At 36.9% G+C, this 21,317-nt stretch carries 18 protein-coding genes and 1 other annotated feature; of the genes, 6 read left to right on the forward strand and 12 right to left on the reverse strand.

Annotation, left to right across the window (positions count from 1 at the left end):
* Positions 1-35: 35 nt before the first annotated feature.
* A complete protein-coding gene (gene hisJ / locus D612_RS18405) occupies positions 36-857 on the forward strand; it encodes a histidinol-phosphatase HisJ (protein ID WP_017756128.1) in 822 nt (273 codons plus the stop codon).
* Here the strand turns inward: hisJ and refZ are convergent.
* The 3 genes from refZ to D612_RS0114105 form a co-directional block, all read right to left on the reverse strand.
* Entirely contained in the window at positions 854-1,492 is a 639-nt protein-coding gene (refZ, locus tag D612_RS0114095; protein ID WP_026092519.1) for a forespore capture DNA-binding protein RefZ, read from the reverse strand. The two genes, hisJ and refZ, sit on opposite strands and share 4 nt — an antisense overlap.
* 195 nt (positions 1,493-1,687) lie before the next feature.
* Positions 1,688-3,601 carry a sensor domain-containing diguanylate cyclase gene (locus tag D612_RS0114100; RefSeq protein ID WP_017756130.1) on the reverse strand — a complete coding sequence of 638 codons (1,914 nt, stop codon included), beginning with the start codon at positions 3,599-3,601 and terminating at the stop codon, positions 1,688-1,690.
* Positions 3,602-3,751: 150 nt separating this feature from the next.
* On the reverse strand, positions 3,752-4,378 hold the full coding sequence (locus D612_RS0114105; RefSeq protein WP_017756131.1) for a hypothetical protein: 627 nt from the start codon (positions 4,376-4,378) through the stop codon (positions 3,752-3,754).
* Between the two features lie 308 nt (positions 4,379-4,686).
* On the opposite strand from D612_RS0114105, the gene rpsD reads away from it, so the two are divergent.
* Positions 4,687-5,289, forward strand: a complete 603-nt coding sequence (gene rpsD, locus D612_RS0114110; RefSeq protein ID WP_017756132.1) for a 30S ribosomal protein S4 — start codon at positions 4,687-4,689, stop codon at positions 5,287-5,289.
* A 134-nt stretch (positions 5,290-5,423) separates the two neighbouring features.
* Here the strand turns inward: rpsD and D612_RS0114115 are convergent, their stop codons facing one another.
* The 6 genes from D612_RS0114115 to D612_RS0114140 form a co-directional block, all read right to left on the reverse strand.
* Entirely contained in the window at positions 5,424-6,842 is a 1,419-nt protein-coding gene (locus D612_RS0114115; RefSeq protein WP_017756133.1) for an FAD-binding oxidoreductase, read from the reverse strand.
* Positions 6,843-6,917: 75 nt separating this feature from the next.
* Positions 6,918-7,838: an electron transfer flavoprotein subunit alpha/FixB family protein gene (locus D612_RS0114120; protein WP_017756134.1), complete on the reverse strand. Its 921-nt coding sequence runs from the start codon at positions 7,836-7,838 to the stop codon at positions 6,918-6,920.
* Between the two features lie 21 nt (positions 7,839-7,859).
* Positions 7,860-8,630 (reverse strand): electron transfer flavoprotein subunit beta/FixA family protein, encoded by a 771-nt coding sequence (locus D612_RS0114125; RefSeq protein WP_017756135.1) that lies wholly within the window; start codon positions 8,628-8,630, stop codon positions 7,860-7,862.
* 44 nt (positions 8,631-8,674) lie between these two features.
* Positions 8,675-8,971 carry a hypothetical protein gene (locus D612_RS0114130; RefSeq protein WP_017756136.1) on the reverse strand — a complete coding sequence of 99 codons (297 nt, stop codon included), beginning with the start codon at positions 8,969-8,971 and terminating at the stop codon, positions 8,675-8,677.
* Complete coding sequence (locus D612_RS0114135) at positions 8,968-10,257, reverse strand: FAD-dependent oxidoreductase (protein ID WP_017756137.1); 1,290 nt, start codon at positions 10,255-10,257, stop codon at positions 8,968-8,970. The genes D612_RS0114130 and D612_RS0114135 overlap by 4 nt, the downstream gene beginning before the upstream one ends.
* Before the next feature lie 212 nt (positions 10,258-10,469).
* The gene (locus D612_RS0114140; protein ID WP_017756138.1) at positions 10,470-13,319 is read right to left on the reverse strand and encodes a transglycosylase domain-containing protein; all 2,850 of its coding nucleotides are present in this window, start codon (positions 13,317-13,319) and stop codon (positions 10,470-10,472) included.
* A gap of 138 nt (positions 13,320-13,457) precedes the next feature.
* Positions 13,458-13,710 (forward strand) — a binding site (T-box leader).
* Between the two features lie 93 nt (positions 13,711-13,803).
* On the opposite strand from D612_RS0114140, the gene tyrS reads away from it, so the two are divergent.
* Complete coding sequence (gene tyrS, locus D612_RS0114145) at positions 13,804-15,063, forward strand: tyrosine--tRNA ligase (protein ID WP_017756139.1); 1,260 nt, start codon at positions 13,804-13,806, stop codon at positions 15,061-15,063.
* A gap of 123 nt (positions 15,064-15,186) precedes the next feature.
* On the opposite strand, the gene acsA is transcribed toward tyrS, so the two are convergent.
* On the reverse strand, positions 15,187-16,905 hold the full coding sequence (acsA, locus tag D612_RS0114150) for an acetate--CoA ligase (RefSeq protein WP_017756140.1): 1,719 nt from the start codon (positions 16,903-16,905) through the stop codon (positions 15,187-15,189).
* A gap of 191 nt (positions 16,906-17,096) precedes the next feature.
* Between acsA and D612_RS0114155 the strand changes: the two genes are divergently transcribed.
* Genes D612_RS0114155 through D612_RS0114165 form a run of 3 tightly spaced genes read left to right on the forward strand, consistent with a single transcriptional unit; the run spans position 17,097 to position 19,594 of the window.
* Positions 17,097-17,729: a GNAT family N-acetyltransferase gene (locus D612_RS0114155; protein WP_017756141.1), complete on the forward strand. Its 633-nt coding sequence runs from the start codon at positions 17,097-17,099 to the stop codon at positions 17,727-17,729.
* 42 nt (positions 17,730-17,771) lie between these two features.
* Positions 17,772-18,419 carry an acetoin utilization AcuB family protein gene (locus D612_RS0114160; RefSeq protein ID WP_017756142.1) on the forward strand — a complete coding sequence of 216 codons (648 nt, stop codon included), beginning with the start codon at positions 17,772-17,774 and terminating at the stop codon, positions 18,417-18,419.
* The gene (locus tag D612_RS0114165) at positions 18,416-19,594 is read left to right on the forward strand and encodes an acetoin utilization protein AcuC (protein WP_017756143.1); all 1,179 of its coding nucleotides are present in this window, start codon (positions 18,416-18,418) and stop codon (positions 19,592-19,594) included. Before D612_RS0114160 ends, D612_RS0114165 begins: the two co-directional genes overlap by 4 nt.
* A 59-nt stretch (positions 19,595-19,653) precedes the next feature.
* Here D612_RS0114165 and motS read toward each other — a convergent pair whose 3' ends face one another.
* Positions 19,654-20,478 (reverse strand): flagellar motor protein MotS, encoded by an 825-nt coding sequence (motS, locus tag D612_RS0114170; protein ID WP_017756144.1) that lies wholly within the window; start codon positions 20,476-20,478, stop codon positions 19,654-19,656.
* On the reverse strand, positions 20,468-21,280 hold the full coding sequence (motP, locus tag D612_RS0114175) for a flagellar motor protein MotP (protein WP_017756145.1): 813 nt from the start codon (positions 21,278-21,280) through the stop codon (positions 20,468-20,470). Before motP ends, motS begins: the two co-directional genes overlap by 11 nt.
* Positions 21,281-21,317: the final 37 nt, after the last annotated feature.

The following is a 21,317-nucleotide window of genomic DNA, read 5'->3' on the forward strand; positions in this document are numbered from 1 at the left end:
TTTTTTTAGGAAATTTGGAAGTTTGGAGGAAAATTATGAAATTTGATGGACACATTCATTCACCATATTGTCCACACGGTAGCCAAGATACATTTGAAGAATATATCCAATCTGCCCTAGCACATGGCTTTCGGGAGATTTCTTTTACGGAGCACGCCCCGTTGCCAGAGGGCTTTAATGATCCCACCCCTGACAAGGACAGTGGCATGAACCGTGTGCATTTAGAAGCATATATTGAGGAACTAGAAATGCTTAAACAAAAATATAAAAATAAGCTGAAAATCAATATAGGGTTAGAAATCGATTATATTGTCGATTTTGAACAAGAAACAACAGATTTTCTTAACAAATTTGGGCGATTTCTTGATGACAGCATTCTCTCTGTTCATTTCCTAAAACTCGAAAATCAGTACTTTTGTCTTGATTTTAGTGATGAGGAATTTGAGAAAATCATTTCCTTATTCGGATCAACTGAGCGTGTTTATCAAGAGTATTATAAACTCGTCAAAAGGTCGGTCGAAGCCGATTTAGGAATCTATAAACCTAAACGTATCGGTCATATGACGTTAGTCCGTAAGTTTCAAAAGAAATTCCCTTGCAGCAATAGTTTTAAAGAGGATATTTTCGCTATTCTAGATTTAATTTGTGAAAAAAAAATGTCTTTAGACTATAATGGTGCAGGTGCGATAAAACCTTTATGTCTTGAGCCCTATCCACCTAATTGGATTGCTACTGAAGCAGCTAAACGGAGCATTCCTCTTGTATATGGCTCAGATGCTCATAGCGTAAAAGGCCTAAAGCAAGGATTTAACAAATTATCTACTTCGATCATACTTTCATCACCGACTGGATTCTAATTTACAGCTCGATGAGAAATCGCAACCCTATCATTTTGCAAACAAAGCACTTCATCTATCCAACGATCAATCTCGTTAAAATATTTAGTTACGAAATATGGTTCCACGGGGTTGATATGTAATACCTCAACCATGTATTGTGGTTGAAGATACGGCATTGTCATTAAGCCCTTTAATTGGGCAATCGTAATCATAATTGGCAGCTTTTTAAATTCCTTGTTTTGAATACCTGTTTCAATAATTGTTTGCAAAATGTATCTTTCCTTTGTTAAATAGGTCGTCATAATTTCTCTAATTAATATTGTATCTACCGTTACTTCTCGATGCACGAGTCTTGCCAATTGGTGATTTTCACTTTCAAATATTAGTACATTCCTAACGATTTCCTGCAAACACATTTTGGCAGACATGCTGTCTTTTTTTGAGAATACAAGGCTTAAAATCGCGATATATTGTTCTAAAAAATAGATCATTAATTGTTCTAATAAACCCTTTTTGCCATCGAAATAATAAGAAATTAAAGCAATGTTTACATTTGCCTGCTTCGCAATCTCTCGTACTGATGTTCCGTTATATCCCTTCGAATTAAACAAAGTAAGCGCCGCATCAAAAACCTTTTGTTTTGTCATCGACATTTCCTTCATCGTTATATCACCCCTTTGAACATATTTTCTTCGTCTAGAGGGCGATTCCTTTAAGATTCGCTCGACAAAAATAGTGCAAACGTATTGATATATAAGAAGATTGGTGATTACGGTCGAAAAAGAACAAAAGTGGAAGCTCCTAGAATAATGTGAAAAGAGACTGTCTAAATAGACAATCTCTTTTTCTTAATCCACTTTCTCCTCGTAGATAACGACACGGTTTTTCCCGGATTGTTTAGCCTTATACAACGCTTCATCAGCTCTGTTAAATAGCCGTTTAACTGAATCCGTGCGCTCCTTCGTCCAGAATGAGATCCCGCATGAAATCGTTACTTTCGGATCGGTTTCAGCGGCAACTCGATTGACTAACCGCTTTGCTACCATCATTCCGATTTCCAGCGAGGCTTTAGGAAGATAAATAGCTAGTTCTTCGCCGCCCCATCTAGCCGCAATATCATGGTCACGAACACTCCGTTTAATAATATTTGCAACTTGAATAATGACCTCATCACCGATTTGGTGACCGTATGTGTCATTGACTAGTTTAAAATTGTCAATATCTATAATCAAAAATGCACCTAAAGCATCAAAATTCATGGATTGCTGAATTTTCTCATCTAAATAATTTCGAGAGTAAAGCTTCGTTAAATGGTCAGTGATGACCATTTTTTCTAATTCTTCCCTTAACATTGAGTTTGTAAAAGCCAAAGTGGAATGATGAATTAGTGATTGAAGTAATTTGAATTTTTCGAATGAAAAATGGTATGGATTTTGATTTAATACATAGACCGCTCCAATTAAAGCATCACTTTGAATCATCGGCACCGCCATAAGGGAGCGGTATTTTTTTTCATTAATACTTTCATCTAAAGTAAGGTCACCAATGAATAACGCATCGTTTTCTTTTTTTATTTTTTTATTAATAAAATCAACAAGTTGTTGACTATCTTCTGAAAGAAAATACTCCGAGCTTCCACCCAGAACCCTAGACTTTCCATCCGATAGGAACATGATAAAACCAATTTCCTCAGCATCAAAAGACGTCGTAATTTGTTCAGTCATGAAACTAATTGTTTCATTTAAACGTAAATTTGAATTTAACCGGTGCGATGTTTTATTGATCAACTGTAAATCAGATATTAACCTTCTCGATTGTTGATAAAGTTGAGCATTTTCTAGTGCACTACCTGCTGTATTAGCAAGAAGCTCAATGAACCCCACTTCCTGTTTCGGGAACATATGTGTATTCGGAGCTGTAACTTGAAGAACTCCATAAATTCCTTGCTTTCCTTTTAATGGGGCATACAAAATGGATTTACCATTTAGTAATGAGTCTTCAAATTGAACCGTCCCAGTTAAATAGGCTTGAGCAGCTGCTTGATTAGCAGATTCTGATCCATACTGTAGCTCACAAATAGGCAGTTCAGGATGACTGGAATTATCGTGAGATAATAATAACAAGCAATCAAAAGAAGGATATACTTCCTTTAGCGTATGAATAATTTCACCAAGTACGTCATCCATATCCATCGACGAGTGGAATTTGGCTGTCACACGGTATAACTGCTCGTATCTTTCATCTTCATTTAGAGATCCATAGTATCTCTTCCAGCTTTCCAATAGAAGCGAAACCTCTATCCCAACCAATTCAAGAAATTCTACCAATGATTTTGCAAGGCTACCTTCGTTAAACTCAAAATATATAAAGCCAAATTTTAATGCTCTGTTATCTTGTTTTTTTAACAGAACAATAAGATCTGCTTTCCCTTGCGGAATTTCCCACAGTGACGCTCGGGAAAGCACATCACCTTTAATGGTATAATTCCCCTCGATTTCTTTTAAATGATCGTTTAATAAAGAATATTTACTTGATTTTTTATCAATCTCTTCCGTAGATTGCTCTAAAATATAGCGATCCTTCCACTTGTTATATAAATATAATCCAACAGAATCTGCTTCTGTTTTATCCTTTAAAAAACGGATTAATCGCTCAATCATATGTGAAAAGTTCGTTTTATTTTGATCATCTGTTATTAAATCAAAGAGGAAACTTTTTAATTCTATTTTTTCATTTAATAGCAAATTTTCGGGCTTTGTCATATAAAAAATCACCTTCAAAAAATACAAATTTCCTTCAGCCGTTCATAATTATTACTTTTATTATAAACGTAATAGTTATATATTCCTATTAATTTTTACAATTCTAGGTTACTATTTTTTATTTTACAAAAGAAAATAGTAGTAGTTTAGTTAATTACTTTCATATATGACGAAATCATTTTGAAAAACAACTAGCCAAATGTCATTGCTATATGATAAAGGATGAATCGAAGCAGGTTCATCAGAAAAACCTTCTGTCCACATTTTTTCTCCTTTTAAATAAACAGTTACCAATACTTTATTTTCGCTTTTTGAACTTTCATACTTAATCAAATTTTCATGAGAAACTATAACTTCTTCCGCATTTTGAGGTCGAGAATTTAAGGTCAAATCAAAAAAGCGCCATTCCTTATTACTATTCATCCAAAATCCACTATTGTCTACAGCGAAAATTTTTTCAGGATAATTCATTAATTCGTGGGAACCAATTGTCTCAAAGCGGTAACGGTCTGTAATATGAATTTCATATAAGATTAAAACAGGTTTGCCTTCATGCTTTTTTACAACTACAACAATTGGGTTTTCTTCACCTGATGTTTGCTTAATTACAGAAACAAGTGGTTTAAAATCATTCTCAAGTTCATTCGTAGTATTTATTTGTTCGAATTTCTGGGATTGAAAGTAAAAAGATATCATCACTATAACGATAACAATTCCTAGTAATGCTAAGCGAATTCGGCGTTCTTTGCTCGTTTCATCATTTAAGCTTCTGTTCATAGTACCCCCAACTTTTACATTCAGCATTATCTTAAATTCTAGTTTTTTTTTGCTAAAATTACAATTAATAATTCCGTTCTTGACTTTACAGTAGAAAATTAATATAATAATCGTTGTGTGTAAAATAAAAGCAGCCTGAGTGTGCTTGCTTTTGTCTCATTTTGTTCCTCTAAAAACTGAGGTGTATCGTGTAACTCTTTGCTGCTGGAGCGAGGATACATGAAAACAAAATGAACAAATGATCTTAAGTGCATACGTCTGTGTTTTTATTTTACAAAATAAAAACATTTGAAGGAGGAACTAAAACAATGTCTCGTTATACTGGACCATCTTGGAAATTGTCTCGTCGTCTTGGTATCTCACTATCTGGAACAGGGAAGGAATTAGAAAAGCGCCCTTACGCGCCTGGTCAACATGGACCGAATCAACGTAAAAAGCTTTCTGAATACGGATTACAATTACAGGAGAAGCAAAAGCTTCGTCATATGTATGGTGTAAATGAGCGCCAATTCCGTAACACATTTGGTGAGGCTGGGAAAATGAAAGGTATTCATGGTGAAAACTTCATGATCCTTTTAGAATCTCGTCTTGATAACTTAGTTTATCGTTGTGGACTTGCACGTACTCGTCGCCAAGCACGTCAGCTTGTAAACCATGGACATATCATGGTAAATGGTAAACGCGTTGATATTCCATCATACCGCGTAAAACCTGGACAAACAATTTCAGTTCGTGAAAAATCTCAAAACCTAGATATCATTAAAGAAGCTATTGAAATTAACAACTTCGTTCCAGATTTTCTAACGTTTGATGCTGAGAAGCTTGAAGGTACTTACACTCGCTTCCCAGAGCGTTCTGAAATGCCTGCAGAAATTAACGAAGCGTTTATCGTTGAGTTCTACTCACGTTAATAACATCGCTTTGTAGATTCAGTATTTTAAAACCCTCAAACCCTTGATAAATAAAGGTTTTGAGGGTTTTTTCATTGGTTTTTGCTTCTTAAAATAATGTGCAATATACTATTATTTTGAGGCAGCTCCTCTATTTATAGCTTGTAACAGACCTTTCCTGGATTCAGAATCATTTTTGGATCAAATACTTGTTTAATCTCCTTCATCAATCGAATATTTGTTTCACCGAGCGATTTTTCCAGATAATCGATCTTTCCAAATCCGATGCCGTGCTCACCGGATACTAGGCCACCGAATTCTGTGGCCTTATCGTAAGCATGATTCATGAAAATATCAACTCTGCGTTTGAATTCCTCTTCTTCAAGTTCATTGCTGCAAGTATAGATATGGAGATTCCCATCTCCAGCATGTCCAAAGCTCTTAATAGTAAGACCAACCTCTTCTTCCAGAGATTTAATATACGTAAGATACGGGGCGATCCTATTAATTGGCACGACGACATCACATTCATCTAATAATTCTGTTTCCTTTTCGATAGCTTCTAAGAAGGAGCCTCTTGCTTCTCGGACCTCTCTCTTCAATTGGGGTTCATTCACAACTAAAACATCAATCGCCTCGGTTTCATAGAACATTTCACCTGCTCGCTCCACCATTGCATCCAATTCATCCTCAGAGGAGGCATCAAATGTCACGAGAAGATAGGCGTTCACATCAACGCCATTCACATTTTTCGGAAATACCTGTTTTCCTAAGTACCTTTCAGAAGACTCTACAATATCCCGTTCCATGAACTCTATCGATTGTGGTGCCAGATGGTTCATGAAGATTTTGGGAACAGTAGAGATACATGTTTCTATATTTTCATAAGGGACAATCAGTGTCATGAATTCTTTTGGCTGAGGCAACAGCTTCAAGGTTAATTCTGTGATGATCCCTAAGGTTCCTTCTGATCCAATCATAAGATTGAGTAAACTATACCCGGAACTATTCTTGGTAACAGCGGAGCCGAAATTGCAGACGTCACCATTTGGTAGTACAACAGTCATGGCACGAACAGATTCTCTTGTAGTTCCATATTTGACTGCCCGCATACCTCCTGCATTTGTGGAAACATTACCACCTAATGTAGCAAACCGTTCCCCCGGATCAGGCGCATACATAACCCCCTTCTTTTCGGCATCATCGGCAAGATTAGCTAATAAGACGCCTGGCTGAACTCTTACAACTAAATTTTCCAAATCATATTCCAATATCTGATTCATCTCAGTCATATTGAGTACTACTCCACCCAATACTGGTACGGCTCCACCAACTAAGCCTGTTCCTGCCCCCCTAGGTGTGACAGGAATATGATGTTTGTTGCAAATTTCCATGATTGCGGAAATCTCTTCTGTACTAGTAACATCGATCACTACATCTGGGAGCTTCTTCCCATATATAGGCATTTCATCATGACTGAAATCGGCATTAATCTCATCCTTGACTTTGACCCGGTCGGGTGCAATTTTTTGAAACTGCTCAATTATTTCTGGTGTAACGTTCTGGTAATCCATAAGGCACCTCCTGTAATTTATGACACTTTCTCCTAAAATGCTATGAATAACTTTAATCCCTCTTCATGCACTTATTTATTTAAGGGCATGAATAATTTCTGAAAGGACTTCTTCAATGTCACCAACGATATAATAGTCAGCAAACTTAAAGATTGGTGCATTTTCGTTTTTATCAACTGCAACGATTGTTTTTGAATCACGGATTCCGTATACATGTTGAATTTGTCCTGAAATACCAGCAGCTAAGTATAGTTTTGGTTTAATAACAACACCTGAAATACCGATATAGCGTTCTTCAGGATACCAGTTTAGATCTTCTGTCACTGGACGCGTACAGCCAATTTCTCCTTCAAGAATCGAAGCTAATTCTTCTGCATATTTCAAATTCTCTTGTTTGCCAAAGCCACGACCAACACCGATTACTACATTTGCTTGGCTTAAGTTTACAGTAGAAGCTTCCTTCTCTTTCCTTTCTATGACGACAGCATTTGTTGCAGAAGCTTCAACTGTTATGATTTCTCCGCTTGCCGGGTTATCTACCTTTTGCTTTTCAAATATGCCTGGTGCAACTGTTACAACAACCGATTGGCTTGTTACTTCTAACTCCTTCTCTGCTAATCCACCGAAGATTGTTCTCTTTGCCACTACTTTTCCACCCTCAAGATTAAGTGACTTACTTTCAGTTACACATGGGATATCTAATATAGCTGCTACTTGTGCTGCAAGTGTTTTCCCTCTTCTTGTAGCTGCAACTAGAATTAGTTCAGGTTGAACTTTTTCACCTTCATTGGCTACTTCTTTTGCATATAGCTCCCACATTGCATTCTCTCGTATAGGTAATAATTTAACTATTTTTGCACCATAAGCAAAACATTCAGAGGCAACTGATTCATCTCCATTAACAAATGCTGTAACTTGATCAGCATCTGTTGCAACCTTTGATAACAATTCATAAGCATGTTCCGGAACATCTGCAATTACCCATATGTTTTTCATTTCAAATACGCCCTTCCTATATTAAATATCCTTATTAGCTTTCAATTGTTGAACAAGGCTCGATGCTGCTTCTTTCACGCTTTCGCCATTGGCATTCATTCTAATTTGCTTACGGTCTTGAATAGAAGGTCCAACATGCGTCACCTTAAAGCCTCCTGCTAATTGGTCTGCATTTAAGCCTAGGTCCGTTACAGTTAATTCATCAGATGGTTTCTTCTTTGCTGCAAGAATTTGCTTCATACCTGGAATGCGCGGAATATTAATATCAGAAAGGACAGTTACAACAGTTGGACCTTGGACCTTCACTACTTCAATTCCATCCTCTAGTTTACGTTCTGCTGTAAATGCATCCCCATCTGCTGTGAATGCAACTACATATGTGACTAATTGATAGTCAAGTAATGCAGCAACACGTGGTCCTACTTGTTGAGAATATTGGTCACCAGAACCTTCTCCACAAATGATTAAATCCACGCCACCGATTTTCTTTGCTGCTTCTGCAATTATCTTTGCAGATGCTGAGCTATCAAGCTCTGTAGTTTCCACATAATAAGCTTTTTCAATACCCCTTGCCAAAACATCTTTAGTAGAAGCTTTTACACCTGTACCAACTGTTAGAGATTCAACATTAAAACCATTTCTTTCGCTTAAAGAAACACCTAATTCAATCGCATTTCTGTCATATTCACTTACTTTATATTTAACTTTGTCCATATTAAGCGTTTTCGAAGCATGATCAACGACAATATCTACCTCATCAGGAACCCATTTATAACAAACAAGAATTTTCATTACTGTTTCCTCCTTTTTACACTGAAAGTTCTTAGATGAAGATATCATCCGTATCTAAATTCAACTCCAAACGTTCCTTTTGGATATTCCCATTTCTCAAGGATGGTGTGACCACATAACACACGGCAAGCACCACATTCTACACAGCCAGCATAGTCAAATCTGTACGAACCATCATCATTAATTTTGTATAGGTTTACAGGACATGCAATAACAAGCTTTTCGAATTCTTTACGATACTCAGGTGTATCTTGACCTTCTTTTTTCAAAACAATATGTGCATTTTCTTCATCAACATTGAATTTAGTGACTCCGAGTTTTTCCTCTACATTTACTTTCATAGAGATTTAACTCCCTTAATTCCGTCTTTGATAATATTTCTCATGCCAACTTTTTTCACATGTTTCTTCATCGCAGTCATAAGTGGCTGACTTGGGTCGCCATCAATAACAAACATACTTTCCATCATATTTGTAATCATGACTGGATACTCATTAAAGATTCTTTCCGTCTCCATGAATTGTGGGAAGTTCTTATATAATTTCAAATCCTTCATAACATAGCTTTCGTCTAATAGTTGTTTATATTTTGTCAGTGTTGCTTCACTGTAATTGCCTTTTCCCTTTGCTTCGATTATTGCTTTGGCAGCACACTCAGCAGATGTAACAGCTAAATCCATTCCTCTTATTGCATAGCCAATATTAATACAGAAACCAGCTGCGTCTCCAATAACTAATACGCCGTCACCAACTAATTTTGGGATCATATTAAATCCACCCTCTGGAACAAGATGTCCAGAATACTCAACCATTTTTCCATCTTTTATTAATGGACTAATTGCCGGGTGATATTTGAAATCCTCTACCATTTGTGGGAGAATCTTTTCTGCTTTGTGTAAATCGGCTAATGTACAAACAACTCCGAGTGAAATCGTTGATTTATTGGTATATAGAAAGCCACCACCAACACGACCAGCCGAAGGGCTACCTACAAATAACCAAGCTGCTCCCTCTCCACTGTTTAATTGGAAGCGATCCTCGATTACATTCTCTGGTAAAGCAATAATTTCTTTTGCTCCAACTGCAACTTCATCAGGCTTCAATTCGCCTCTAAAGCCAAGTTTTTGTGTAAGCAATGAATTAACACCTTCAGCAATTATAACAACTTCTGCTTCAAGCTCATCCTCACCAGCAATAACGCCACATACTTTTCCGTCTCTCTTAATTAAATCATCAACACGGATGCCTGGAATAATTTGTGCTCCAGCTTCCTCTGCTTTCTCTGCTAACCACTGGTCGAATTCACCTCTAATGACAGAGTATGAATCCTTGCCTTGGACACCAAGCTTAGGAGAAGTGTAATCGATTGTAAATGCGCTTTCTTCAGTCATCATACTAATTTTTTCATGAATAATTTTTCTTTGAACAGGTGCTTCTTTCGCAAAGTCTGGCATAATTTTTTCTAAACTATGGGTATAAAGACGACCACCTGTCATATTTTTGCTACCTGGATAATTGCCTCTTTCAATAATAAGTACGTCTTGACCTTCTTTTGCCAATATATAACCTGCTACAAGTCCAGCAATTCCCGCTCCAACAATAATGGCATCAAATTTCTCTTCAGACATATGTCTCACCTCTATTAGTCTTGTTTTAATGAACGGGGAATAAGAGAACTACTTTAATCCCCATTCATGCAGTTATTTTTTCAAGTGCATCCTAATGTGGATGAATGTGGATAAAAAATAGAGAAACATTATTAGTTTGGTCAAAATAACGAAAAAAAACCCCTTGTACTTTCGTTCAAGGGTTTTTTCTTATTTTTGCAAACGTTGCTTTTTTATAGGTTATCCAATGGATCAGGTATCTTCAGCTCATCTTCTGGCTCTTCGGATTCCTCATCATCCTCGAGACTATCTTCAAAATTAGGCTCCTCACCTGGTAACGGAATCTCATCATTTGGATCGTAACTATCCCAATCATTGGTAGATACTTCGATTGAAGGACTAGATTCGTTACCTAGAACATCGACAGCAGTTACATAGTAAATAGCGCTAGGATTTGAAATAGTATAAGAAGGCTCCGAAGTTTTCGGAACACTAGCAACATTACTAAAAGCTTCAAATGGACTATTTGCGCGATAGACCCGATAACCTACAATATCGGTATCTGCGTGCTTTTCCCAAGTTAAAATATTACCATTTAGAGAAACCGCAACGATTGTCCCTGGAATTTTTCCATCATCAGTGATTTCGTCTTTTTCTGGTATGACGATATTAGCCCAAGCTTCTTTATTTCCAAAAAGCTGTGACATATCCTTTAAATCAGCTAATTCATTGGCAGCCAAATATTCTGGATTTATCATAAGCCCCTTTGTGACAAACTCATCTGGAAAACCATCAGGCACCTTATAATATTTGTCATCTACGACAATATAAGACCCTTCAATTAAACTGTCATCAACTTCTTTTGGAACAAATTTCGCATTAAAAAGATCACTTTTTATTAATCCAGCTTTTTCACAAAGCTCAGAAGGAAGCTTCCCACTAACAGCACAATATGATCTCCGTACAATTCCACCAGGCATGGCAAACCTTTCAGTTGTATCAACCAATTCAGGCTTTAAATCATGAACAGCGTTCATTAGGTCGGCCCAAATCATCTGGTTGCGTATGCCATATGAGTAGCCCTTATAGCTTTGTTCAAGTGGTTTAGGTGTGTCATAACCCATCCATACTCCAAATGTAACTTTAGGATTCGTTGCCACTAACCATGAATCATGATAATCCTGTGCTGTACCTGTTTTCCCAGCCCAATCAGATTTGAATTTCATTTTACTTGGTAATCCTGCAGCCGTTCCAGAAGTTATAACATCTCGCATCATGTCAATCATTAAATAGGCTGTTTGTGGTGAAAATACATCAACAGGTTTTGATTCGTGTTGATAAATAAGCTCACCGTCTTTTGTCTCGATTTTTTCTATCATATAGGCATCTACGAACGTTCCACCATTTGCAAAAGTTGCATATGCATTGACATTTTCCTCAACTGAAATTCCTTTTTCTAATCCACCTAGCGACATTGATAAATGACTTTTATCTCCCTCTGTTAAAGTGCTAATACCCATTTTCTCTAGATATTGCGTAGGGTTTCTATCAATAATCGTCGAATAAACTTTAGCAGCAGGAATATTAAAAGATTTTGCTAAAGCGTATCTAGCTGAAATTAAGCCATTATAGTCATTGGAATAGTTTTTGGGTTCCCAAATACTTGGACCAGCTTTTATTTTCAGTGGTACATCGGGTATTACAGAACCTGGATGATAAAGTCCAAGTTCAATTGCTGGCGCATAAACGAGAAGCGGTTTCATTGTTGATCCATTCGAGCGATATCCTTTTGTAGCATGATTTAGGTTCTTTCGTTCATAATCACGACCGCCAACAAAGCTTATAATTGCACCTGTTTTATTGTCAATTAAAATCGCACCTACTTCGACAGGTTCCATTATTTTAGTTGTTTCACCTGTTTCCGGATCGATAACTTTCTCAGATTTATCACTGCCATAATACTGAAAATCATTTTTTACTTCCTGCATTTTATCATATATTTCTTTATCGATCGTTGAATAAATTCTATAGCCATTTTGCCTTAGGTTTTTATCTGCCTTCATATAATACTCATTATAAAGGTTATCATCATTCTTCAAATCTTCATCAGAATAACCATCCTGTTCTGCTAGAATTTTCATGATGATTTCCTTTGCACGATCTTCAATTTCAAATGTTACCCACGGATAATTTTGTACTGGACTCTGTTTAGGTGGAGCTAAATTCCCTTTTATATCATAGGCAAGTGCTTCATTATATTCCTTTTCAGTAATATACCCAGCAATAAGCATTCTATTTAAAACGGTCTTCATTCTATTCAGACTTGGTTCAATATCCTCTTTTATCTCCCCATTGGTCGTGAATGGTGTATATGCAGAAGGACTCTGTGGTAATCCAGCTATATAAGCAGCCTGGGGAAGATTTAATTCACTTGCATCTACACCAAAAATACCCTGGGCAGCGGTTTGAATTCCGGCAATATTTCGTCCGGAAGAGTTGCGACCAAACGGCACAACATTTAAATATGCTTCAATGATTTCATCCTTGTCAAAAAATCGCTCCAAACGAAGCGCAATCATAATTTCCTTTGCTTTCCGTTCAAAAGATACTTCATTTGTTAAAATTTGATTCTTAATTAATTGCTGCGTAATTGTACTACCACCCGTTTTAACGGCTGAATTCGTAAATTCTTGTATTATAGCACGTAGAATAGCTTTCGGTACAACACCAGAATGCTCACGAAAGTTCTCATCCTCTGTGGCAATAATTCCGTTAATTACATGTTCAGAAACATCAGCTAATTTTATTTCCTCACGATCAATATCAGAGCGGAGCTTTCCTAAATAAATTTCATCTTTAAAATAAAGCTCTGTTGTCTCCTCATAGTTATAAATATCCTTCTTCATACTATCATAGCTTCTTATAGGCTCATCCTTAACAAGGGACGCAAAATAGCCTGCTCCTACACCGCCAGCGAAGAATACTCCCATTAAACAAAATGTGATAAATATAAGGACCAAATTCCATGAAACTTTCGTAAATATTCTTGCTACTTTTACAAAATTTTTCTTATTAAAATTCATACTCAATCCCCCTAAGACAGGATTATTATAGCATAAACACTTTATCTTTAATATGATAGTTAACGATTGTCAAATTTAAATTTGACTTTTTGAAGGATTTTGTGTTAAATCTTTATTATATTGTGTTGAATTTAATATTTTATAGCTTTGAGAGGAAGAAGTAGTGTTTATTTCCCTGTTACTAGAGAGCTGACGACTGGTGGAAGTCAGCACAAAAATAGACATGAATTACATCCTTGAGCATTTGTTAGGAACAGAGCAGTTTATCCTTTGAGATCCGCATCTCCCTTTTCTTAGTACTAGCAAACGGTTTTGGCCGTTATCCGATTTAAGTGGAAGAAATAAACGTTCTTCAAATAGGGTGGTACCGCGAATTATATTCGTCCCTATTTGTAGGACGTTTTTTGTATTAGCTGAGTTACAGTACAGTGAAGAATTTTTAAAACTTTGACAGAACCTAATCTTAATAAGGAGTGAAACTTGTATGGATTTATTAAAGGATTTACAATACCGAGGTTTAGTAAATCAAATAACAGATGAAGAAGGACTTGAAAATGAGCTAGAAAGTGGACAAATAACACTATATTGCGGTTTCGATCCAACTGCCGACAGCTTACATATTGGCCATTTACTAACAGTCTTAACTTTACGCCGCTTCCAATTAGCTGGTCACAAACCGTTAGCATTAGTAGGAGGAGCAACAGGTTTAATTGGTGATCCTAGTGGAAAAAAAGCAGAACGTACCTTAAATGAAACAGAAATTGTTCAACAATGGAGCGAGCGTATTAAAAATCAGCTCGCCCAATTCCTCAATTTTGACGGAGAAAATGCCGCAAAAATGGTGAATAACTATGATTGGACTGGAAATTTAAGTGTGATTACCTTCCTTAGAGATATCGGAAAAAATTTCGGACTAAATTATATGCTTGCAAAGGATTCCGTTGAATCTCGAATTCAATCAGGAATTTCATTCACAGAATTTAGTTATATGATCCTCCAATCATATGATTTTTTAACCTTATATAAAAATGAAAATTGCCGCTTGCAAATTGGCGGAAGCGATCAATGGGGAAATATTACAGCTGGTCTTGAATTAATACGTAAATCAACAGATGAAGATGCGAAAGCATATGGGTTCACGATTCCACTTGTCACAAAAAGTGATGGCACGAAGTTTGGTAAGAGTGAAGGTGGCGCGATTTGGCTGGATCGTGAAAAAACATCACCATATGAATTTTATCAATTTTTAATTAATACTGATGATCGAGACGTCGTAAAGTTTTTAAAATATTTTACATTTTTATCTCAGGAAGAGATTGATAGCTTGGAGAAAGAGGTTGAATTAGCACCTGAAAAACGAGTTGCGCAAAAACGATTGGCAGAAGAGGTTACAAAACTAGTTCATGGTGAGGATGCTCTACAACAAGCGATTAGAATATCTGAAGCTTTGTTCAGTGGTGATATTAAACAATTAACAGCTGAAGAAATCAAACAAGGCTTTAAAGATGTCCCATCATTTGAATGTCCACAGGATGAAATTGGTTTACTTGATTTATTAGTTGAGAGTAAAATTTCTCCGTCAAAACGCCAAGCTCGTGAAGATATAAGCAGTGGAGCAATCTATATTAATGGAGAAAGAGCGACTGATCTTGACCATACTATTACTAAAACAGACCGGATTGAAAATCAGTTTACAATCATTCGCCGTGGCAAGAAAAAATATTATTTAATTAAATACTTATAAAATAGAAAAGTCCGTGGGTTCGATATTTTCTTATTCCAATATGTTTAAAATAGTTAAAATTGCTTCAAGTACTAGAAAACCCTTGAACAAAAAATGTTCAAGGGTTCTTTACTATCTTTATAATTAGTCTTCCATTGTTGAAAGGTCTCCAGTTGGCAAGTCAAGCTCCCATGCTTTAAGCACTCGTCTCATAATCTTACCGCTTCGCGTTTTTGGAAGCTTATCTCTAAATTCTATTTCGCGAGGTGCAGCATGTGCAGCTAAGCCTGTTTTTACAAAGTTACGAATTTCCTCTTTTAATTCATCACTTTGCTCATAGCCGTCACGAAGTGCAATAAATGCCTTTATAATTTCCCCACGAACTGGATCCGGTTTACCAATAACACCAGCCTCAGCAATCGCCGGATGCTCAACGAGTTTACTCTCTACCTCAAATGGTCCAACACGCTCTCCTGCTGTCATGATAACGTCGTCAACACGTCCTTGGAACCAGAAATAACCATCTTCATCCATATATGCTGAGTCACCAGATACATACCAATCATTTGCTATGAAATATGATTCGTATTTTTCTGGATTGCCCCAAATTTGTCTCATCATTGATGGCCAACCTTTTTTAATTGCAAGATTGCCCATGCGTAATGGTGGAAGCTCATTACCTTGGTCATCTACAATTGCTGCAACTACACCTGGTATCGGCTTACCCATTGATCCTGGGCGAATATCCATACAAGGATAATTTGAAATTAATTGTGCTCCAGTTTCTGTCATCCACCAGTTATCATGAATTCTTAATCCAAATACTTTGTGTCCCCAACGAACAACCTCTGGATTTAACGGCTCACCAACACTTAAAACATGGCGTAATGATGATAAATCGAATTGTTTAATTATTTCATCGCCAGCACCCATTAGCATTCTAAATGCTGTTGGTGCACTATACCAAACAGTAACACGATAGTCTTGGAGTACTTGATACCACGCTTCCGGTTTGAAACGTCCACCTACAATAACGTTTGTTACACCATTAAGCCATGGCCCAAACATACCGTAAGAAGTACCAGTTACCCAACCTGGATCGGCTGTACACCAGTATATATCATCATCTTTTAAATCTAGTATCCATTTTGCCGTTTGATATTGTTGAATCATGGCATTATGAACATGAAGAACGCCTTTTGGCTTACCAGTAGATCCTGAAGTATAATGCAACAGATGGCCGTCCTCACGGTCAACCCACTCAATTTGAAGCTCAATACTAGCTTCTGCCATCCGATTATTAAACTCGATAATTTTACCTTCTTCTTTTACATTGTCTCCCACAACAATGACTTTTTCTAATAATGGTAATTCAGCAAAAGGAACACGTCCTAACAATTCAGGTGTAGTTACGATAACCTTAGCGCCACTATCTTCAAGGCGATCGCGGACAGCTCCCTCCATAAATGCTTCAAATAATGGTCCAACAATTGCACCTAATTTAATAGCACCGAGAACGACGAAGTAAAGCTCTGGTGAACGTGGCATAAATACAAACACACGGTCCCCCTTCACAACACCAGCAGCATTCTTTAATACATTCCCTGCCTGATTAGAGCGCTCCATCATTTCCTTATAGCTATACTTTTCGATCCTATTTGCATCACGATAATGCAAGGCAATTTTATCTTTCTTATCGGATAATGCATGACGATCGATTGCTTCATATGCAATATTAACTCGTCCAGTTTCTGACCAGCTAAAGTTTTTTTCGACGTCTTTCCAGTCGAACGAAGCATAAACCTCGTCATAATTCTTTAAATTATAGTCCCCCTGTAATGCAGAAAGCGTTTCCATTTTCATCTAACTTTCTCCCCCTTATATTTGTAGAATGGTTATAGTATAATATAAATATTCAGATTTTTCAATTTCCTTATAAAAATATGTCATAAATTATTTTTTGCATTGTCTACCAGCCTATTATTTCATGTATAATAGATCTTAGTTTAAATATTCATAATTATTTATACAACCTATTTTATGGTGGTGACTTAATGGAACACAAAAAAACATACTACGCCAAAGAAATACATACAAAAGCTGGCCCTTTAATGATTGAAGGCCCTGTTGAGGCTGACTTATTAGCAAACTATCATTTTCATGAAGATTTAGTAGCTTTTCGTCAACCACGAGATCAACATAAAGCAATTGTAGAAATTGCTAGATTACCAGAGGGGAGGATCATAATAGCAAGAGACGAAAATACAATAGTAGGATATGTAACGTACTTATATCCAGATCCATTAGAAAGATGGTCAGAAGGAAATATCGATAATTTAATAGAGCTTGGTGCAATCGAAGTAATTCCTAAATTTCGTGGCTGTGGTGTTGGTCAAAATCTTTTACGTGTTTCAATGATGGACGATGCGATGGAGGACTATATTATCATTACAACAGAGTATTATTGGCATTGGGACTTGAAAGGTACCGGTCTTAACGTTTGGGACTATCGAAAGGTAATGGAAAAAATGATGAATGCCGGTGGACTTGTTTATTATGCTACTGATGATCCTGAGATCAGCTCCCATCCAGCAAATTGTTTAATGGCACGGATTGGAGCTAGGGTTGATCAAGAATCTGTTCAAAAGTTTGATCAGCTAAGATTTTTAAATAGATACATGTATTAATTTTCAATAGCTTTACTTATTTTTCAAAAAGGGGGAGATTTCATGATTATCGAGGAAATTATGAATACGAACTTAATTACAATGAGACCGCATGAAACGATTGCTAAAGCTTGTGAGTATATTCAAACGAAACGAATTCGACATATCCCAATTGTAGATGAAAACTTTCATGTTATCGGAATTGTTACAGATCGGGACATTCGCGATGTCAGTCCGTCAATTTTCCATTCAGAGGAACATATTGAGGATCTACAAAAGCCAATTGCAAGTATTATGACAGAAGAGGTCATCACTGGACATCCATTAGATTTTGTAGAAGAGGTCTCTGCTATTTTTTATGAGCATAAGATCGGTTGTTTGCCAATAGAATCAGAAGGTAAGTTAGTTGGAATCGTAACAGAAACAGATATGCTCCATACTTTAGTAAAAGTAATGGGGGCTGATCAACCTAGCTCGTTAATTGAGATTCAAGTTGACAACAAGCTTGGAATGCTTGCTGAGGTGGCCCAGGTTTTTTGTGAAAAGAATGTAAACATTATTAGTGTTCTCGTTTATCCAGATAAAAAAGATTCGTCTCGAAAATTATTATTATTCCGTGTGCAAACAATGAATCCTGTGAAGGTTATTGAAGGACTTAAAAAACGCGGCTATACGGTGTTGTGGCCTAATCTTCCGGGTGTTTCCTCATGAAAATGAATAGTTACTATGTGTTTTCGGAAGAGTTTCAAAGCTATAAATTTAATGATGACCATCCTTTTAACCAGAGAAGAGTGCAGCTTACAACAGATTTATTAAAAATGTCTGGTGCTCTTAATGACGATGACATCATCCCGCCAAGGATGGCTACCGATGAGGAAATCGCCTTAATTCATGATTCTAGCTATATCGAGGCTGTGAAAAAAGCAGGGCAAGGTGAACTATCTGAAGAAGTAGCTCAAAACTACGGACTTGGTACTGAAGATGTTCCAGTCTTTGCAAATATGCATGAAGCAAGTGCTTTCCTAGTAGGCGGAACTTTAACTGCAGTTGACCTTGTAATGGAAGGAAAAGCTGACCATGCTTTAAATTTAGGCGGGGGGCTTCATCATGGTTTTCGTGGAAAGGCTTCAGGTTTTTGCATTTATAATGATAGCTCTATTGCTATAAAATATATGCAAGAAAAGTATGGGGCAAGAGTATTATATATCGATACAGACGCCCATCATGGTGATGGTGTCCAATGGTCGTTTTACGACGACCCAACCGTTTGCACATTTTCAATTCATGAAACAGGAAGATATTTATTTCCTGGAACAGGTAATGTTAATGAAAAAGGACAAGGAGCAGGTTACGGTACTGCCTTTAATATTCCGGTAGATGCCTTCACTGAAGACGAGTCTTGGCTTGATTGCTACATAACATCCTTTCGCCAAATAGCAGAATTTTTTAAACCAGATGTGATACTAACCCAAAATGGTGTCGATTCTCATTATTTAGATCCTTTGACACACCTATCGGCGACGATTAAGATTTATCGTGAAATTCCAAAGCTTGCTCACCAAATTGCTCACGAGTATTGCGGTGGAAAATGGATCGCAGTCGGTGGCGGTGGCTATGATCATTGGCGTGTAGTTCCTAGAGCTTGGTCAATGATTTGGCTAGAAATGACAGGGCAATTAGATCATATAGCGAAGGGGCAGCTTCCTAATGAATGGTTAGATAAATGGCAAGCGCTTTCACCAGTGAAGTTAATTCCAACTTGGGAAGATCCTGATAATTTATATCCACCTATCCCTAGAAAAGCAGAAATTACGGAGAAAAACTCCCAAACACTAGCAAGGGCTTTACTGCACATTCGTAAATCTAACAAAGACATTGTATTATAATTTCAAACATGTAAGCACATAGTAAGACAGGTTGTCCTATTATACAAAGGACAACCTGTTTATTGTTGCTCAGCACTATCATTCGTCATCTCAGCCGGCATGTCTGCCGAAATTGTTTCGACATATTTAGGGTCGGAAATTACAATTTCAACACGGCGATTTTTCGCCCAATTTTCTGGGCCTGTATTGTCAACAATAGGTCTCGTTTCTCCATATCCAACTACGTAAAAACGGGTTTTTTCAAGATTATGATTCGCTTCAAGATAACGGACAACACTAGCGGCCCTTGCTGTAGAAAGCTCCCAGTTTGAAGGAAAACGATAGGTCGAAATCGGACGATTATCTGTATGTCCTTCAACTTTTATAGGATTTGGCACACTATTTAGCAATGTTCCCACTTTATCCAAAAACGGGTATGCTGCAGGCAATAGCTCTGCATTCCCACTAGCAAATAATACCTTTTCTTGAAGAACCAATACAACTCCACGTTCTTCACGATTAGCAGATATTACTTCGGTTAACCCATTTTCTTCTAAAAACTTATTGACTTCAGCCATTAACTGCTGTAATGAATCTGATTCAGAACCACCCTGTTGATTATTATTATCTTGATTTTCTTCCTGCTCTTCCTCATTTTCTTGGTTTGATTTAGAAATTTTTGGGTTTTCAGATGGCTTCGGATTTTTAATCACTGATGGATAACCATCAAAGTTTAATGTGCTTTTTTTAAATGATTCTGCAATTGCTTCGAATTTCACTAAATCAATTTGCGACATTGAGAAAAGTAATATAAAAAACACTAGAATCAACATCGTCATATCAGAAAAGGTCGTCATCCATGCGGCAGAACCGGACCTTTTTTCAGTCTTTTTTCTAAGCTTCATTCGCAGTCTCCTCCTCCGCATCATCATCGTCTTTTTGACGAGCATTTGCTGGTAGGAACGCACTCAATTTTTCTTCTAAAATTTTCGGGTTTTGTCCTGATTGAACACCAATTACACCCTCTATAACAATTTGCTTTAAAAATACCTCTTTTTCTGTTCTAGCTGCTAGTTTACTAGCTAATGGAATACATATAACATTGGCAACTAATGATCCATATAAAGTAGTTATGATTGCAATTGCCATACTAGGACCTAATGTAGATGGATCATTTAAATTTTTCAGCATCAGAATCAATCCAACAAGTGTCCCAATCATCCCCCAAGCTGGTGCAAGTTCACCAGCTTTTTCGACGATAGCTCGTCCAATTTTATGACGATCCTCCATCGCTGTAATTTCGGCGCTCATAATATCATTAATGACATCTGGCTCAATCCCGTCTACAGCTAGCAAAACACCTTTTTTAATAAATTCATCGTCAACATTTTCCATTTCCGCTTCTAACGCAAGTAATCCTTCACGGCGAGCACGATCTGAAAGATTTACAAAGATCTTAATTAACCCTTCTAAATCTTGCTCATGTTGGCTAAATGCCTGCTTAACTACTTTAAACAAGTTTTTTAATTCTGGTAAAGTAAAAGCCGTTAGTAACGCACCCGTTGTCCCACCAATTACTATAAAAAAAGAAGGAATATCGATAAAGTTGACGAGCCCAGCAAAACCTGCATTTGATAAAATACCAAATAAAAAGAATACTACCGCAGCAACTAACCCTAGTGTGGTTGCAATATCATTTTTCTTCATTGGCCTCTCCCTAATAGATAATGTCCATAACATTATA

The sequence above is a fragment of the Calidifontibacillus oryziterrae genome (genome assembly GCF_000331575.1).
In the GTDB taxonomy this organism is placed as follows: Bacteria; Bacillota; Bacilli; order Bacillales; family Bacillaceae_J; genus Calidifontibacillus_A; species Calidifontibacillus_A oryziterrae.

What these genes read in the sequence shown, in the direction of transcription:
- tyrS (WP_017756139.1), top strand. Translation starts at nt 13,804, where the DNA reads ATGGATTTATTAAAGGATTTACAATACCGAGGTTTAGTAAATCAAATA.
- motS (WP_017756144.1), bottom strand. Translation starts at nt 20,478, where the DNA reads ATGAAGCTTAGAAAAAAGACTGAAAAAAGGTCCGGTTCTGCCGCATGG.
- D612_RS0114155 (WP_017756141.1), top strand. Translation starts at nt 17,097, where the DNA reads ATGGAACACAAAAAAACATACTACGCCAAAGAAATACATACAAAAGCT.
- refZ (WP_026092519.1), bottom strand. Translation starts at nt 1,492, where the DNA reads ATGTCGATGACAAAACAAAAGGTTTTTGATGCGGCGCTTACTTTGTTT.
- D612_RS0114135 (WP_017756137.1), bottom strand. Translation starts at nt 10,257, where the DNA reads ATGTCTGAAGAGAAATTTGATGCCATTATTGTTGGAGCGGGAATTGCT.
- motP (WP_017756145.1), bottom strand. Translation starts at nt 21,280, where the DNA reads ATGAAGAAAAATGATATTGCAACCACACTAGGGTTAGTTGCTGCGGTA.
- D612_RS0114115 (WP_017756133.1), bottom strand. Translation starts at nt 6,842, where the DNA reads ATGGATTACCAGAACGTTACACCAGAAATAATTGAGCAGTTTCAAAAA.
- hisJ (WP_017756128.1), top strand. Translation starts at nt 36, where the DNA reads ATGAAATTTGATGGACACATTCATTCACCATATTGTCCACACGGTAGC.
- rpsD (WP_017756132.1), top strand. Translation starts at nt 4,687, where the DNA reads ATGTCTCGTTATACTGGACCATCTTGGAAATTGTCTCGTCGTCTTGGT.
- D612_RS0114105 (WP_017756131.1), bottom strand. Translation starts at nt 4,378, where the DNA reads ATGAACAGAAGCTTAAATGATGAAACGAGCAAAGAACGCCGAATTCGC.
- D612_RS0114120 (WP_017756134.1), bottom strand. Translation starts at nt 7,838, where the DNA reads ATGAAAAACATATGGGTAATTGCAGATGTTCCGGAACATGCTTATGAA.
- D612_RS0114125 (WP_017756135.1), bottom strand. Translation starts at nt 8,630, where the DNA reads ATGAAAATTCTTGTTTGTTATAAATGGGTTCCTGATGAGGTAGATATT.
- acsA (WP_017756140.1), bottom strand. Translation starts at nt 16,905, where the DNA reads ATGAAAATGGAAACGCTTTCTGCATTACAGGGGGACTATAATTTAAAG.
- D612_RS0114140 (WP_017756138.1), bottom strand. Translation starts at nt 13,319, where the DNA reads ATGAATTTTAATAAGAAAAATTTTGTAAAAGTAGCAAGAATATTTACG.
- D612_RS0114100 (WP_017756130.1), bottom strand. Translation starts at nt 3,601, where the DNA reads ATGACAAAGCCCGAAAATTTGCTATTAAATGAAAAAATAGAATTAAAA.
- D612_RS0114130 (WP_017756136.1), bottom strand. Translation starts at nt 8,971, where the DNA reads ATGAAAGTAAATGTAGAGGAAAAACTCGGAGTCACTAAATTCAATGTT.
- D612_RS0114165 (WP_017756143.1), top strand. Translation starts at nt 18,416, where the DNA reads ATGAAAATGAATAGTTACTATGTGTTTTCGGAAGAGTTTCAAAGCTAT.
- D612_RS0114160 (WP_017756142.1), top strand. Translation starts at nt 17,772, where the DNA reads ATGATTATCGAGGAAATTATGAATACGAACTTAATTACAATGAGACCG.